This window comes from Flavihumibacter stibioxidans (assembly GCF_014332695.1).
In the GTDB taxonomy this organism is placed as follows: domain Bacteria; phylum Bacteroidota; class Bacteroidia; order Chitinophagales; family Chitinophagaceae; genus Flavihumibacter; species Flavihumibacter stibioxidans.
Genome location: NZ_MBUA01000001.1, coordinates 1,282,856 through 1,300,850, shown reverse-complemented (window position 1 = coordinate 1,300,850; position 17,995 = coordinate 1,282,856). Strand labels below are relative to the sequence as shown.

At 44.6% G+C, this 17,995-nt stretch carries 9 protein-coding genes; all 9 read left to right on the top strand.

Going from position 1 to position 17,995, the window contains the following annotated elements; translation table 11 throughout:
- Positions 1-6 precede the first annotated feature (6 nt).
- A complete protein-coding gene (locus BC349_RS05415) occupies positions 7-1,407 on the top strand; it encodes a sialate O-acetylesterase (RefSeq protein WP_187255697.1) in 1,401 nt (466 codons plus the stop codon).
- 105 nt (positions 1,408-1,512) lie between these two features.
- Complete coding sequence (locus BC349_RS05410) at positions 1,513-3,156, top strand: right-handed parallel beta-helix repeat-containing protein (protein ID WP_187255696.1); 1,644 nt, start codon at positions 1,513-1,515, stop codon at positions 3,154-3,156.
- Positions 3,157-3,171: 15 nt separating this feature from the next.
- Positions 3,172-4,617, top strand: a complete 1,446-nt coding sequence (locus BC349_RS05405; protein ID WP_187255695.1) for a sulfatase-like hydrolase/transferase — start codon at positions 3,172-3,174, stop codon at positions 4,615-4,617.
- A gap of 13 nt (positions 4,618-4,630) precedes the next feature.
- Complete coding sequence (locus tag BC349_RS05400; RefSeq protein WP_187255694.1) at positions 4,631-6,067, top strand: sulfatase-like hydrolase/transferase; 1,437 nt, start codon at positions 4,631-4,633, stop codon at positions 6,065-6,067.
- Between the two features lie 233 nt (positions 6,068-6,300).
- Positions 6,301-10,413 carry a hybrid sensor histidine kinase/response regulator transcription factor gene (locus BC349_RS05395; RefSeq protein ID WP_187255693.1) on the top strand — a complete coding sequence of 1,371 codons (4,113 nt, stop codon included), beginning with the start codon at positions 6,301-6,303 and terminating at the stop codon, positions 10,411-10,413.
- 139 nt (positions 10,414-10,552) lie between these two features.
- The gene (locus tag BC349_RS05390; RefSeq protein WP_187255692.1) at positions 10,553-12,082 is read left to right on the top strand and encodes a sulfatase family protein; all 1,530 of its coding nucleotides are present in this window, start codon (positions 10,553-10,555) and stop codon (positions 12,080-12,082) included.
- Positions 12,083-12,249: 167 nt separating this feature from the next.
- The gene (locus tag BC349_RS05385; RefSeq protein WP_246456785.1) at positions 12,250-13,266 is read left to right on the top strand and encodes a formylglycine-generating enzyme family protein; all 1,017 of its coding nucleotides are present in this window, start codon (positions 12,250-12,252) and stop codon (positions 13,264-13,266) included.
- Positions 13,267-13,288: 22 nt separating this feature from the next.
- On the top strand, positions 13,289-14,785 hold the full coding sequence (locus BC349_RS05380; RefSeq protein WP_187255690.1) for a sulfatase: 1,497 nt from the start codon (positions 13,289-13,291) through the stop codon (positions 14,783-14,785).
- Positions 14,786-14,930: 145 nt separating this feature from the next.
- Positions 14,931-17,990, top strand: coding sequence for a SusC/RagA family TonB-linked outer membrane protein (locus tag BC349_RS05375; RefSeq protein ID WP_187255689.1), 3,060 nt, complete (start codon positions 14,931-14,933; stop codon positions 17,988-17,990).
- Positions 17,991-17,995: the final 5 nt, after the last annotated feature.

Sequence of the window (17,995 nt, the reverse complement as noted above, 5' to 3'; positions counted from 1 at the left end):
CATTGTATGCAAAAGTTTTTTTTCTTTTCCCTGACCCTTCTCTTATTATTTAACTACTCCTATTCGCAAACCCGTCTGCCGGCTTTTTTTGGGGATAATATGGTACTGCAACAGTTGCAGAAGGTATCTGTCTGGGGTACTGATCATCCCCGCACCAAAATACAGGTCTCAGGCAGCTGGGGGGAAAAATCAATGGTAACTGCTGATGATAGCGGACGCTGGAAACTAAAGTTACAGACACCCAAAGCAGGTGGCCCTTATACGGTGGTTATAAAGGGAAGCAAACAGCTGGTGTTAAAGAATGTGCTGATCGGTGAGGTATGGTTCTGCTCAGGCCAATCCAATATGGAGATGCCGCTAAAAGGCAATTTAAACCAGCCGGTCATAGGCAGCAATGAAAGCATACTGCATGCTGCTAATGACCAGATCCGATTCCTGCATACGCCCCGTTCTGTGAGCCTGACTCCCCTCTATGACGTCAAAACAGAGTGGAAGGCTGCAAGCCCTCTTACTGCCGGAAATTTTAGCGCAGTGGCCTATTTTTTTGCAAAAAAACTACAACAGGTATTGGGCGTACCAGTGGGAATCATTCAGTCGGCCTGGGGCGCTTCAGTGGTGGAAAGCTGGATGGATAAAGAATCGTTGTCAGCCTTCCACAACAAAATCATCCCGGATCAATTGCCGGTGAACAATCCCAACAAGACTCCTGCCATGTTGTACAATACAATGTTGCACCCTTATATCGGTTACACCATTAAGGGAGTACTTTGGTACCAGGGGGAAGGGAACCGCGAAAACGCACATGAATACCATGCCTTGTTTTCTTCCATGATCCACTCCTGGAGAAAACAATGGCAACAGGGAGAGTTCCCGTTTTATTTTGTACAGATCGCTCCTTTTGAACCCGGAACCCTGAATGCCGCATTTTTGCGGGAAGCACAATTGAATACCATGCTAACGGTGAACAATACCGGAATGGTAGTAACCCTGGATGTTGGGGAGCGTAAGGTGATCCATCCTGCCCAAAAAGAAGTGGTGGGAAACAGGCTGGCTTATTGGGCCCTCGCCCGGGATTATGGTTTGAAGGAGGTTGTGTATAGCGGTCCTGTTTACAAGAGTATGCAAACAGCAGACAACGGTAAATTACTATTGTCATTTGATTTTGCCGGGATGGGGTTAAATAGTTTCGGTAAGCCCCTGACCGGTTTTGAGATCGCCGGTGAGGATAAGGTTTTTCATCCCGCCCAGGCTGTTATTGTCAATGATAAGTCCGGCATGGTAAGGGTATGGAACGATAGTATTCCGAATCCGGTCAGCGTGCGGTACGCCTTTCATAACTGGGCGGAAGCAAGCCTTTTCAATACTGCAGGATTACCGGCATCCTCTTTCAGGACGGATAATTGGTAGTTTCCCCGCTGCTGCTGTTTTGAATAAATTACCCCCCTTTTATGAAAGTGTGGTTTCGCCTTGTTAGCGCCGTTACGGTTAGTTTTAGGTGATTAACCGCATTGAATGAAAATCAGGATTTTATTTTTCTTGTTGCTTTGCCTTGGCCTGGGTTATACAACGAAAGCCACCAACTATTATATCAACCCGGCTATTGGAAAGGATTCCAATGAGGGTACCAGTATGGCAAATCCCTGGAAGACCTTTTCAGCCCTGAAGACTGTTCAGTTAAAAGCGGGTGATTCGGTGTTGCTGGCAGCGGGACAAAAATTTTCCGGCATGCTGGCGCTGGTGGATCTGAAGGGAAGTTTACATCAACCCATTGTGGTGTGCAGTTATCCGGGCCGGGGAAAAAAAGAAAAACCGGTTATAGATGCGGGCAGCGACTTGCATGCCTTGCTGATTCGGAATTCCTCCTTCATACATGTGAGTGGCATCGATTTTACCGGCCTGATTCCTTATCAGAATGACAATGTTCCAGGGAATGTAAACATGCGTTGCGGCATCCTGGTGGAAGTGACAAAGGACGAAACCTATCAGCACATACAACTCTCGGAGCTGGTCATTCACGATGTGTATTATAATGCTCCGGGTTTTACCCGTTCGGCTGCCGAAACAAAATCGGCCAATGGTACCCAGAGTTATGGCTGGGGCATTCGCTTCATCAATAATACAAAAGCCGGCAGCCTTTCTGATATCCGGGTGCTGGGAGCGGAGATATACAACGTGAGCCACACCGGCCTGAAGTTTACGGCTAACGCCCATGGAATAAAGGATGTGGAGGTCGCTCGCTGTAAGATCTATCAGACCGGTGGTCCGGGCATGCAGATGTCCGGGGTAAGCAATGCGCATATCCATCATAATACCATTGACCATTCCGGTTCAAAAGCAGATAGCAGGAACTGGGGCAGGGGCAGCGGGCTGTGGACCTGGAGTTGTGCCAATATCCTGATCGAATACAACCGGTTTGAAAATGCGAATGGCCCGGGTGATTCCGCAGGCGTGCATATAGACTTTAATTGCAGCGATGTGATCATCCAGTATAACCTCAGCGCCAATAATGCCGGTGGCTTCTGCGAAATCCTGGGGAATAATTATAACTGCGCTTACCGGTATAATATAAGCATCAACGATGGATACAGGGTAAAGGGTGCCAATGGCGCTTTCCAGGAAGGAAAGGTTTTCTGGCTCAGCGGTTACCAGGGTAATGAAAAGAAAAATGCCGGTCCCTATAACAGTTATTTTTACAATAACAGCATTTATGTTTCCGCCAGCATCATTCCCAAAATGGCGGTGAGCAGCAGCTCCGATGGGGTGCTGATTGCCAATAATATTTTTTATTTCGAAGCCGCTGCCAAAACTGTCTCCGGCGACCAGAAAAAAATGGAGATCGATGCGGATGGTGTGCCGAACGTGGTTTTCAGGAACAATCTTTTCCTGCGTCCTGATAACTGGCCGGCTGATTTTTCCATCAGGGATATGGCGCCGGTTTATGGTGATCCAGGCTATAAAAACAAAGGGGGACTTGCACTGGCGGATTACCTTCCGCTCCATAAGGAATTGATACGTGACAAGGGTATTTCCATTCTGCCGATACCAAATGATACCATCGGTTTGCGGGTGGGACTATCAGTGAAGCAGGATATCCTAGGTAATCCCATTACCGGGCAACCCGATTTGGGAGCTATCGAAATCAAAGCGGGTGAATAATTCAAATGCAAAACAATGCTTGTAAATACAGGAAATTTTAAAAGGGGATGGATAGGGCTATCTGTAATAGTGCTTATTACCATATCACTGGCTTTCACCCACACTGCAGAAAAGCCGGTGGCGGATAAAACCGACCGACCCAATATCATCATCATCCTTACGGACGACCAGGGATATGGGGATGTGGGTTTTAATGGCTGTACCGATATACCCACTCCCAACATCGACCGGATCGCAAAAAATGGTGTGGTATTCAGTAACGGCTATGTGAGTTATGCGGTTTGTGCCCCCAGCCGTGCCGGTCTGATTACAGGCAGGTACCAGGATCGTTTTGGTTACAGCCGCAATCCGCTGTACAGGCCATTTGACGAATCCATCGGGCTTCCCCTGACAGAGCAGACCCTGCCGGAGATGCTGCAGAAAACTGGTTATGCAACCATGGGAATTGGTAAATGGCACCTGGGTGTGCACGAAAAATTCCGTCCCTGGAAAAGAGGCTTCAACGAGTTTTTTGGATTTCTCGGAGGCGGCCATCGGTACCTGCCGCATGAATATAACATCGCCGAACAGGATAGTGCAAAAAATGAAGGCCAGAGTTACCGGACCAAACTCATCCGGAATGAAAAAGTGGTGGAAGAGTCGGAATACCTGACGGATGCACTATCACGGGAGGCCGTTTCATTCATTGACCGAAACAGCCAACAACCGTTTTTTCTTTACCTGGCATATAATGCACCCCATTCTCCCCTGCAGGCCACACCAAAATACCTGGATCGTTTTGGACACATCAAAGATACCAAACGAAAAACCTATGCAGCCATGGTGAGTGCGGTGGATGATGGCGTTGGCAGGGTGCTGGACAAACTCCAGGAACTTCAGCTTACGGATAACACCATGGTGATTTTCCTTTCGGATAATGGGGGGCCTGAAAGTGATAATGCCAGCGATAACGGTCCGCTGCGCGCCGGTAAAGGCTCGCTGTTTGAAGGAGGAATCAGGGTTCCCTTTGCCATCCAATGGCCCCGGCAGATCAAAGTCAATAGCCGGTTTGACCAGCCCGTGATTTCCTTTGACATTTTTGCCACCATCGCTGCAAATGTAAAAGGGGCAGCACCTAAAAATAAACTGGATGGGGTGGATCTTTTACCCTACCTCCATGGAACAAAAAAGGGCGCTCCTCACGAGCATTTGTTCTGGCGGAATTATGATCAGAAAAACTTTGCAGTAGTTCATTCATCGGGTGTAAAGGAAGTTGTGTTGGCGGATACTGCTACCAGTTTGTATGACCTGAAAGCCGATATCGGGGAAACGGTCAATATTGCCGGCAAAGAGAAAAAGCTTTTACTAAGGTTCGAGCAGGAAAGAAAAAAATGGATATCCATTACCGTTCCCCCTGCTTTTTATGGATTAAACCAGGAGAAGCAATACGAAGAGCAAAAGAAATTGAAGAAGGATTACTAAGCATCTCAATGATATGATGATAGTTCAGTTTATACGAAACAAATATTGGTATGCCGGCATCCTGATGGCCATGGTTACCATAGCGGTACTGATACTCATTTCCGGGTTCAAAAAAAATACCGCTGACATAAAGCCCAATATCATTGTGATCCTGATCGATGATGCCGGTTATGCGGATTTCGGTTTTATGGGATCCAAAGACCTGCTTACCCCTAACCTGGACAAACTGGCGGCCCGGTCTGTTCGTTTTACTGATGCACATGTTACGGCCTCTGTATGCAGTCCTTCAAGAGCCGGATTATTATCCGGCAGGTATCAGCAGCGTTTTGGTTATGAGTGTAATGAAGGAGATGGATATACCGGCATGGATTCCAGTGTGGTCATTCTGCCCAAACTATTGCAGGAGCAGGGATATGCCACCGCCGCATTTGGAAAATGGCACCTGGGTTTTGACCCCGCTCAACATCCGCTTAAAAAGGGATTCGAATATTATTATGGTTTCCTGAGTGGCGGCAGGAGTTATTTCTACCAGCCTTCCAAAGATGACCGGGCCGGTGCTAGAAACAATATGAAGGAGAATTACCAGCAGGTAAAATTCGATGGATACCTTACGGATGTGTTGGGTGATAAGGCGGTGGATTATATCAGGCAACAGAAGGATAATCCGTTTTTTATGTATTGGGCTCCCAATGCAGTGCATACGCCCATGGAAGCCAGCCAGGCTGATATGGAAAAATTTGCCAATCATCCTCGCCAGAAACTGGCGGCCATGACCTATTCACTGGATCGTGCCATAGGTAAAATGATCGATGCGTTAAAACAACAGGGACTGTTTGAGAATACCCTGATTTTCTTCCTGAGTGATAATGGCGGAGCAAATAATAACCAGTCCGGAAATTTCCCATTGAAGGGATTTAAAGGGAATAAATATGAGGCAGGCCACCGGGTTCCTTTTCTGGTTAGCTGGCCAAAACATCTCAAAGGCGGCCAAAGTTTTTCTGGGCTCAGCTCCTCGCTGGATATTTTTCCTACAGCTCTTGAAGCGGCCGGAATAAAACCAGATACTACCCATGGTCTGGATGGCGTTAGCCTGTTGCCTTTTTTGAATGCAAAAAAATTTCAGCACCCTCATCAACAGTTGGTTTGGCGGAAAGATGCAGCAGCGGCTATCCGGTTTAACCAGTATAAGTTGATAAGGGTTGAAGGACTGGGCGAACGCCTCTATGATCTTAATAATGATCCCGGCGAAACAAAAGATATTCGCTTGCTGCAACCTGAATTATTCTCGTCGCTAAAATCGCAATTACTTATGTGGGAGCGGGATAAGATGAATCCGATCTGGACGGAAGGACCGGTTTGGGATACAATTACACTCATGATCCACGATGATTTAATGAATAACCGTAAGATCAGAGTCAGCAACCCGGATGAACTGAAGACATTCCGTTGAAGAATCAGCCATTTGGAATCTTTAAAATATTAAACAGATGTTTAAAGGAGAAAAGAATAAAAATATTAAAAAGAATAGCCAACAATTAAACATTAAACTTGCTTTAATATATTTCTTGCTGATTCTCCTGTTTGTTTCCATGATGATACTGTTATAGTGTTCTTTTGGGGACTTTTTAAATACTTTCTGGTAACATGGAATTCAGCTAAATTGTAGGTTAGTGGTCACGAATAATGTTGAAAGTTTTGTTGTCCTCCAAGAAAAAATATGCCTGCCTGCTGCTGCTGATCTGGATATCCGTAACCGGTTATTCGCAGCAGGCCAGTTCTTTTATTAGCATTTCGGATGAACTGGTTAATAATGAAGTTACTTCGATCATTCAGGATAAAAATGGGTTTATCTGGTTTGGTACCAGGGGCGGAATGCAGCGTTTTGATGGGTATGAGATGAAACTCCTCAAAAATGATTTTGGGAAAGGAGCCAATTTATTGAGCCAGTCCATAGAAGTGCTGCAGAGTGGAAAACAAAATAATATCTGGATTGGAACCAAATCCGGCGGGTTGAGTAGTTACGACCTGGAATCCGGAACAATTTCCAACCACATCAATCATAATACAAATGAAACCGGATTTAATGCCGATTATATTCTTTCGATATTGGATACCGATTCTGAAAAATTATTGATCGGCACATGGAAGGGGTTTCAATACCTGGATAAACGAACTGGGGAATTTAAAATTCTGAACAGCATATGGAAAACCTTTGACATTCAGCCCGATGGCAACACGGGGTACTGGCTGGCTACCAACAGTGGCCTGAAGCATCTTAATCAAAGCCTGGGGAATGATTATTCGTTTGACCTGGGAATCCCCAATATTAATATCACATCCATTGTAAATGATAAGGCAAACAATTGCCTTTGGTTGGGTAGCTGGGATAATGGACTTTTCCAGTTTAATACACAGACCAAGGCAGTAAAAAACTTCCGGCATCAGAAAAATAATAAAAACTCCCTAAGCTCCAATAATGCCTACCGTATTCTGCTGGACTCTAAGGGCATATTGTGGGTGGGAACCTGGGGTGGTGGTTTGAACCGTTTTGATCCGAAAACGGAATCCTTTGAAAGGATCAATTTAAATATCAAGGGCTTATATACCAGCGATAGCCGGATTATCCTTACGATAAAGGAAGATCCATCCGGATTATTATGGATCGGTACTGATGGTACGGGTGTTTTTAAATTTGACCTGAACCAAAAAAAGTTTAACAATATTGGGTATGAAAATCCAACAGGTTCGATTCTTGAATCTACCCATGTGCTTTCGGTTTATGTAGATCCTTTTAATAAGTTATGGCTGGGGACAAAAGGCGGTGGTATTCAATATTCAACCGATTGGAAAACATTTAACAGGATTAATGTAATCAACAAAGAGATTACTAACGCCCCCGCTATACCGTATGAGAGTCGTTCATTTATGCAGGATGGTGATTACTTATGGGTTGCAACCAACAAGGGGTTGATTCGTATTGTAAATAAAGGAGCAGATGTTTCCAACTATGATATTTATTTTCCCACTCCTCAAAAGGCAACTTCGTTTAGCGGGAAGAAGATTACTGCAATGGTAAAGGATTCCTCGGGCAGGATGTGGATCGGAACCCAGGAAAGCGGTCTAAGTTATATTTCCGGATTTGACGACAGGAATACCCCCGTCTTCAAAAACTATTTGCCGGCTTATGGTGTAAAGGGTGCATTGCAAAATGAAAGAGTGAGTTGTTTACTGGTAGATTCCAAAAAAAGACTTTGGGTTGGAACCTATAAAGGACTGCATCTTTATCAACCATCCAAAGACCAGTTCCAGGTTTTCACACAGACCGATGATTACAAAAATTCCCTAAGCAATAATACTATCCTATGTTTGGCGGAGGATAAGTTTGGAAATATCTGGGCAGGCACGCAAAATGGATTAAACCGGATCTCCGGTTTGGCGGATGACCATTTAATAGTGACTGCCTTTACCACCAGGGATGGCCTGCCAAGTGATTATATTCATGCCATAATACCCGATACTGCAGGCCGTATCTGGGCCAGTACCAATAAGGGCATTATAAGATTTAATCAGTCCAACAATTCCCTGGAAGTGTTTGATAAACGGGATGGTGTGCAGTCCGTGGTGTTTTCTGAGAACGCCGCATTTAAAGATGCAGCGGGTAGATTCTATTTTGGGGGACTCGAAGGGCTGACCTATTTTTTTCCGGACAGTATCAGGATCAACCGCTTTAATCCGCCGATCTATTTTACCAACCTGACTGTTAATAACCGTCCATATGAATATGGAACAGAATCTGCCGATGATAGTTCGATCCTGAATCAGCCCTTTTATGAAACGGAAAGTATCACCCTTAATTACAAGGAGAACATATTCTCAATTGAATTTGCCGCACTGGATTATCATGCGCCCGATAAGAATGAGTATATGTATAAACTGGAAGGGTTTAACAAAGATTGGGTGTATGCCGGAAAAAGCAGGATGGCATCTTTTACCAACCTCAAACCCGGAACATATAAATTGCAGGTTAAGGCTACCAACAGCGATAAGATATGGAATCCTGTGCCGCATGAATTAACGATCAACATATTGCCACCACCATGGAGAACCTGGTGGGCCTATAGTATTTATTTTGCTTTGTTTGTTTTCCTTCTCTGGCTGACACGTCACCTTGGTTTACGACAGGTGGCTTTAAAGAATCAGTTATCGCTTAGCAAACTGGAAAGGCAGCAGGAAAGCAAACTTGCCGATTTTAAGGAAAGGTTATTTACCAATATTTCACATGAATTCCGCACCCCTTTAACGCTGATCCTGGGCCCGCTGGACGACATGCTTCAGACAAAAAAAGTGGAGCCTCCTGTTGAAAAGAGCCTAAGACTCATTCAAAAACAATCCAGGCGCATGTTGCGCATGGTTAATCAGTTGCTGGACTTCCAGAAGGCTGAGGCCGGAAGTTTAAAACTTTCTTTGCAGCCCGGTGAACTGGTGTCTTTTTGCGAGGATATTTTTATGCTGTTTATGGACGAAGCGAAGAGGCGGCAGATTGACTATGCGTTTCAGGTGAAGGAAAAATTTCTCTCCTTTACATTTGACCATAACAAACTTGAGATCATTGTTTTTAATATACTGTCGAATGCATTTAAATTCACCCCTGATGGTGGAAAAATCATACTCAGCATTCGTAAGAATAAGGATCAGAGTTGTGAAATAAATGTCCAGGATACGGGCAGAGGTATTCCTGCCAATGAAATTGACCAGATATTCGATCGCTTTTTCCGTGGCAAGGAAATGGATGCAACAGCCATTTCCGGAACCGGCATCGGACTTTCCTTTGTAAAGGAACTGGTGGAATTGCATGGGGGATCCATTGTCGCAAAAAGTGATGGGATCAATGGCAGTTTGTTTACGATCAGTTTACCCTCCCTGGAACAGAATAGCCCAAATGGAAACCAACCTTATGAGGCCGTCCATTTCACCCATCCAAACAATGAAACAATTGTAAACCCTGAAAATATGTCTGAAGAAAACAGCGAGCTCAACCCGGAGCAGGATCAGCCTATCATCCTGGTAGTTGAAGATGATTCTGATATTCAACAGTACATTTTCGAGATTCTATCCCCCTCGTTTAAGGTACTGACGGCCATGAATGGAAAGGAAGGGGTGGAGAAAGCATTGGAAGCTATCCCGGACCTGATCGTTTCCGATATCATGATGCCTGAAATGGATGGCATTGAATTGTGCCGAACCTTGAAATCTAATAAAAACACCTCCCATGTACCGATTATCCTTTTAACAGCCTTGTCGGATATGGCACACCATGTACAAGGTATCAGGGAAGGAGCTGATGTGTATTTGCCGAAGCCGTTCAATTCCCAGTTATTGCTGGTTCATATCCACAACCTGATCAACAGCAGGAATATGTTGAAAGAGCTGTATGCAAAAAAAATCCTGCTGGGTTCGGGTAATTTTGAGATCAAGACTTTTGAGGAGGAGTTTTTGTATAAACTGATAAAATTGGTGGAAGAAAATATTTCCAACAGTGAATTCAATAATGATGAACTGGCCAACCTGATGTTCATGAGCAGGTCCACTTTTTATCGGAAACTTAAAGCCGTAACGGGCATGTCTGGCAATGAATTCATCCGGAACACCCGGTTGAATTATGCAGTTAAATTGCTGGAGAGCGGTAACTATTCCGTGACTGAGGCCGCTTATGAGGCGGGATTCAATGATATTAAATATTTCAGGAAGCGCTTTCAGGAGCAATTTGGTGTGTCCCCCTCAGATTATAAAAAGTAGGGTATATTTTCAATGCTACGGTTACCCCCCTTTTTTGGAAAGAATTAGTAATGATGTTATAATAATTTAGCTGGCAGGCCTTGCTGATTGGTTTCAAGAGCAGGCCGTTTGATTACTTGCGTCATATTAAAAAAAATGTATGAAAGGGAAATTCTTGAGGTTCTTGCTGGTGGCATTGGTATTTTCATTGGTCAGTTCTGCATCTGGGCAGGGAAACTCCCCCCGAAAACCTAATATCATACTCATCTACACGGATGATCTTGGTTATGGGGATGTAAGTGCTTACGGGTATTCCGCCATTGCCACGCCTAATATTGACCGATTGGCTAAAAACGGTGTCCGGTTCACTAATGCACATGCCACTTCGGCTACCTGTACCCCCTCCCGGTTTTCCTTGCTGACCGGGAAATATGCCTGGCGAAAAGAGGGGACCGGAATTGCACCCGGTGATGCCTCCCTGATTATCCCTGTTAAAACGACCACCTTGCCTGGCATGCTGCAAAAAGCAGGATACCATACTGCCGTTATTGGTAAATGGCACCTCGGACTGGGAGATGAAAAAGGGGCTGACTGGAATGGCAGGATCGCGCCAGGGCCATTGGAAATTGGCTTTAATTATTCTTTTCTGATCCCTGCTACCGGGGATCGTGTTCCCTGTGTGTTTGTGGAGAACCATCATGTAGTGAACCTTGACAAAAATGATCCCATTAAAGTCAGTTATACCGGACCGGTTGATCCCAATGCTCCGACCGGAAAAAAGAATCCTGAATTGCTCAAAATGCATCCTTCCCACGGGCATGATATGACAATTGTAAACGGCATCAGCCGTATCGGCTACATGACGGGCGGAAATACGGCGCTCTGGAAAGATGAGGATTTTGCAGATATGCTGGTGAAAAAGGCCAGGTCCTACATTGAAGAACAAAAGTCAAATCCATTCTTCCTGTATTTTTCTACGCATGATATCCATGTGCCAAGAGTTGCCCATGAACGTTTTGTGGGTAAGAGTGGCATGGGCCCCAGGGGAGATGTATTGCTGCAGCTGGATTGGACAGTTGGTCAGCTGGAGGAGATTTTGACAAAGAATGGTTTGTTGGAAAATACATTGATCATTTTTACCAGTGATAACGGGCAGGTGATCGATGATGGATACAAGGACGAAGCGGTGGAGAAGCTGGGGAACCATAAGCCGGGTGGAATTTTTCGCGGTGGCAAATACAGTGCTTTTGAAGCGGGTACCAGGGTTCCCTTTATCGTGAGCTGGAAGGGAAAAGTGATGCCTGGTAAAGTGAATGATGCCTTATTCAGCCAGGTCGATCTGTACGCATCACTGGCAAATTTAGCAGGTGTGGCAGTAGAGAACGGGCAAGCCCCCGACAGCGAAGATCATTTACCGGTATTGTTGAATAACAGCCGGAAACCAAGGTCATACCTCGTTGAACAATCCATCAACTCTACACTTTCACTACTGGTGGGAAATTGGAAATATATTGAACCTTCCAAAGGTCCTAAGGTGAATAAGGATACCAATACCGAATTGGGCAATCTGCCTCAGCCCCAATTGTATGATTTGAGCCTTGATCCGGGTGAAACAAAAAACCTGGCTGACCAAAATCCCGGTCGGGTTTCTGAAATGAGGCAATTGCTTGAGAAAATAAAAGGGAAATAAGATCATTGATTTTTCGGCTCAATAAATTTTTGTCTTCAGGTATGACCGGGAAAATTTCAAGTGAATGGCTTGCTGTCATTTTTTCGTTGGCTGTAATTATTTGCAGTTGCGACACTACAGGGTCAAAAGAACAGGTTCAAATTGAAAGTGAGCCGGCAATTTCCTGCATGAAAGTTCCACCCAGGTTTGGATCTGCGGCTGTTACTGGTCTTGCTGATTCTGCTGTTTATCGTGGCGATACTGCTGCAGGTATGGTTTTAATTCCCGGTGGTAGTTTTGACATGGGGGCTGATAATGAACAGGCATCACCGGATGAATATCCAAAGCATACAGTAAGGGTTGATGCGTTTTATATGGACATCACCGAAGTTACCAATGCGCAGTTTCAAAAATTTGTCGAGGCAACCGGATATATTACCACTGCTGAACGAATGCCCGATTGGGAAGAGTTAAAAAAAAACCTGCCACCCGGAACGCCAAAGCCGGCAGATAGTTTATTGGTAGCAGCATCCCTTGTTTTCAAACAAGGCTCCGGCCCGGTTGATTTAAATGATTATTCGCAATGGTGGAACTGGGTTTCAGGCGCTGATTGGAAACATCCTCAAGGCCCGGCTGGTAATATACTGGGAAAAGAAAATTTTCCGGTTGTTCACGTCAGCTGGGATGATGCAATGGCGTATTGCAGGTGGGCGGGTAAGCGTTTACCCACAGAAGCCGAGTGGGAGTATGCTGCCAGAGGCGGGCAGAAGAACGCTGTTTATCCCTGGGGTGATGAACATATAAATATGGGTGCTGCAAAAGCAAATAGCTGGGAAGGAAAGTTCCCTTATTTAAATGAAGTCAGGGATGGATATGTAAAATATGCCCCGGTAAAAACCTATCCAGCCAATGCGTATGGCCTTTTTGATATGGCCGGTAATGTATGGGAGTGGTGCAGTGATTGGTATAACGCTGACTACTATCAATCAGTAGCCAATGGCAAAAGTGTTAATCCAACCGGTCCCCAAAAAAGTTTCGACCCCCAGGATCCGTATACACCTAAAAAGGTTTTACGTGGTGGTAGTTATCTGTGCAACGACAGTTATTGCAGTGGATACCGGGTCGCGAGAAGAATGAAAAGCAGTCCCGATACCGGCCTGGAGCACACTGGTTTCAGATGTGTGAAAGATTTTGATGGGAAATAAAGAATTTATATAAGTCTAAGCCATGTTCAAATATATTGTCAGCTCAATCCTTTTCACAGGCACTTTGGTTACGACGACGGCGCAGGAAAAAAGCCAAAGACCGAATATTGTGGTCATTCTTGCCGATGATCTTGGCTGGGCGGATCTCAGTTCTTATGGCAGTACATTTTATGAAACACCCAATCTCGATCAATTGGCTTCTTCCGGCATTCGGTTTACGCATAGTTATGCCACATCACCTGTATGCAGCCCGACAAGGGCCAGTATGATGACAGGAAAATACCCTGTAAAAACCGGTGTTACTGATTGGATTCCCGGCAGACAGGCAGATGGTATTGTCAGGGCTTATGAAAAATTAACTCCCCCGCCTACTGCCAATCAATTACCGCTTGAAGAAAGGACCATCAGTGAATACGCTTTGGCCCAGGGATATAAAACTTTTTTCGCCGGTAAATGGCATTTGGGGGAAGAAGAAAAATTCTGGCCCGATAGCCAGGGATTTCAAATCAATAAAGGCGGCTGGAGTAAAGGTTCTCCAACCGGGCGAATAAACGACAGTGTGGGTGGTTTTTTTACTCCCTACAAAAACCCGACATTAAAGGATGGACCGGCCGGGGAATACCTTACAGACAGGTTGACCGACGAATGCCTTTCTTATATAGAGAGTCATACACACACTCCTTTCCTTTTAATGTATTCTTTATATGCAGTGCATAATCCAATGCAGGCTCCGAAAGCTTTAATCAATAAATATGAAGCCAAAAGAAGGACAATAGCTACTTCGGAAAAAGACAGATTTTTAAAAGACGAGGCATGGATGAAACATGAAACGGGTTGGAGGCGAAGAGTGCTGCAGGACAATCCTGTTTATGCAGCCATGCTTGAAAATATGGATTGGAATATCGGGCGTATACTGAATAAACTCAGGCAGTCTGGTCTGGATGATAATACATTGGTGATTTTCACTTCTGATAATGGTGGACTTAGCACTGCCGAAGGCAGTCCCACCACAAATGACCCGCTAAGGGCAGGGAAAGGCTGGCTTTACGAAGGTGGTATCAGGGTGCCACTGATCATGTACTGGAAGGGAAAGCTCACGGCCGGATCAATTTCAGATTTGCCTGTAAGTACTGCCGATTTATTTCCAACCATTGCAAAAGCAATTGATAATAATTATCAGGCGGACAGCAATATTGACGGTGAAAATATATTCGACCTGTTGAAATATCCTCAAGCCTCCCGGGATCGGAAACTGTTCTGGTATTATCCGCATTACAGTAACCAGGGCGGTAAGCCGGGTTCGGCTGTTCGCATAGGAAATTATAAGCTTATTTATAATTACGAGGATGGAAGTCTGGAACTTTATGATGTAGTGAACGACATTTCTGAAAGGAATAATCTGGCGGCCCCAAACCATCATATACTTAATAGACTGAAGAAGGAACTGCTTGTCTGGCTGGGGGAAACAGGTGCAATGATGCCTGATAATACTGCTGAATTTAAATCCCCGGTGAACTGATTACACCGCTTTTTTGAAGCGCTTACACACCATGCATGTGAAATTTAGTTGCTTACTTAGTTTACGCAATTCTTAAGTAACTAAAACTGAAACGATGCTTGTGTTAAAAAGGAATTTACCCTACCACTTTGGCTTATTCTGCTTAATGTTTTTATTGAGCCTCCCTTCATTTTCCCAAACAACGACTGTTAGTGGTACAGTTGTGAATGCGGGGGATAACACTCCTGTAGCAGGGGTATCTGTGGTACAGCAGGGTTCCGCCAATGGCACTTCAACCGACTCGAAAGGTTTCTTCACCCTGAATGTAGCAGGCAACAGTCCGGTGCTTGTTTTTAGTTATGTAGGGTTTAAAACCTATTCCCTGGAGTGGGATGGAACATCAGCAGTTGCCGTGAAGCTTGAACAGGATGTTTCAGCTTTACAGGATGTGGTTGTAGTGGGATATGGGGTGCAGAAAAAGATCAATCAAACCGGATCTACACAAACCGTAAAGTTTGATGATGCCGTAAACCAGCCGGTTACGAACTCCGGGCAGCTTATGTATGGAAAGTTCTCAGGCGTTCAACTTACACAGGGTAGCGGATTGCCTGGCGCTGATGCTTCCAGTATTGTAATCAGGGGTGTTGGTACCTTTGGTGCCACTACGCCGCTTGTTGTAATTGATAATATTCAATACAGCGGATTGGAGGCGTTTAATAATCTGTCCCCGGCCGACATCGAAACGATTTCCGTTTTAAAAGATGCATCAGCCAGTGCCATTTATGGTGCCCGGGGTGCCAATGGTGTTATTGTAGTGACAACAAAGAGGGGGAAAAGTGGCGCCATGAGTGTAGTTTATAATAACTACTTCGGCTTTCAGGAAGTAACGGTGGTGCCAAAATACCTTAACGCCGCTGATTATGCCCGGCTAAAAAATGAACGTGATATTAATGCAAATGGAGCAAATGCGCCTCTGCGTTATTCCGAAGAAGACATTCAATCCATTATTGATGGATCCAACCCGGATAAATACGCCAACACAAACTGGGCAAAAGAAATTCTCAGGAAAGCTCCCGTACAAAACCACTATCTGGCCTTTTCAGGTGGAAATGAAAAGACTACTTATCGCGTTTCAATGGGCTATCTGAACCAGGAAGCAATTGTGAGGGGCAAGTTTAAGTCTGAGCGATTCAATGTAAGTTTCAATATTAATTCGAATGTTAAAAAATGGCTGACGATCTCAAACGTTACCAATGCATTCTGGACAAAATTCAGAGGGCCATCCGGCGGTGCCGGTGCTATTACCGGTGAAACCGGAATCATTAACCAGTTTCAGCGATCAGCCCCTACTGTACCTGTGTATTATTCTAATGGTGAATATGGTGTGGTGGACGGCTCTTACCTTAAGGTGAATGCCAGCTTTCCTGTTACACATGCTATAAGAAGGGGATTCCTGGGTGATCATAAGAATGATAATATCAACATAGCTGATCGTTTTGGAGTGAAGGTTGATTTTACAAAAGACCTGTCTTTCGAAACCAGTGGTAGTTTGAATCTGTCGTATGATAATGTGTCAAATTTCAGTCCAACTGATAATACCTATGATTCAGAAGGCAATCTTGTCGGACAGAGTTTAGTCAATACACTCACCAATAGTACCAGCTTTAATTACCGGCTTTTAAATGAAAACATCCTAAGGTATTCCAGGAACATTAATAAGAAACACGATCTGTCCGTTCTCCTGGGCCATTCTGTACTCTATAACAGGAATGACGGGTTTTCCGGCTCCTTGCAGGGATTTCCCTCCAATTCAATCCAGGAGTTTGATGGGGGAGGAGTGTTGAATCCCAGTGTTTCCGGTGGTGCCAATGAAGAATCGGTACAATCCTTCTTTTCCCGGTTAAATTATGTTTATAATGGAAAGTACCTGTTTGAGTTTAATATCAGAAGGGATGGTTCTTCCAAATTCGGACCTTCTAACCGGTATGCAAATTTCCCATCTGCATCTGCAGGCTGGAGAATCAATGAAGAAAATTTCCTGAGCAATGTAAACTGGATATCCGATCTGAAACTTAGAGCAAGTTGGGGTATCACCGGTAATGATAATATCGGAAATTATATCTATGCACAAAATTATAATACCGGACTGGATTATTACCTGGGTACCAATACCATTGTGGGGGCTGTTGCACTTACCGGGCTTGCCAACCCAACCATAACCTGGGAAACAGTTGAGCAATATGACATCGGTGTGGACGCCAGCTTATTCCGTAACAGGTTATCCATTACTGCGGATTATTTTAAACGCACCAGTACTGATGTTCTATATGGCAATTTCCCCATCCCCAGAACCATTGGCGTAACCAACCTGGCTGCACAAAACGCTGCAAGCATGGTGAATGGCGGTTTGGAACTGGCAGTAAATTACAGGGGGAATATAAAAGCTGTTAACTACAGCATAGGCGGTAGCTTAAGCAAGTTTGATCTCAATGAGGTGACCGGACTGGGTGACAAAGGCCTGGAAACAATCACCGCTGAAAGTATTGTCAGAATTGGCGTTCCATTCAATTCCTATTTTGGATACCAGGTTCTGGGAATCTTTCAAACGGCAGATGAAGTAGCCAATGCACCTAAGCAGTTTGGCAGCGTCAGAACCGCTCCCGGAGATTTTCAGTATGCTGATTTATCCGGTCCTGCCGGTAAGCCAGATGGTGTGATAGATGCTTTCGACAGAACTGTTATAGGCAATCCTTTCCCTAAGATGATTTATAACTTCAACGGTTCTTTAAATTTTAAAGGCCTTGAGCTTAGTATTCTTTTTGAAGGAGTGAATGGTTTGGATCGCCTGCTGAACGATAATGGTCAACTGCCGTTTGAAGGCGACAGGAACAATTCCCTTTCCTATTGGATCAACCGATGGACTCCGGAAAAGCCTTCTACAACGCTGCCGCGTCTGGGTGGCCAGAATAATGCCGTTGTATCTGATTTCTATATTGAGGATGCATCTTATTTGAGACTTAAAAACCTGGAACTGGGATATACTGTACCTGCTTCCTTTACCCAGAGGTTCGGTTTATCAAAACTGAGAGTATTTGCCAGTGCACAGAACCTTTTGACCTTCACTAAAATGGAAAATTATGATCCGGAAAGGGCGAGAGGCGGAAATACTGATCAGTTGACACCGCTTTACAAAGTGTACACTTTTGGTTTAAACCTTAAATTTTAAGTAGC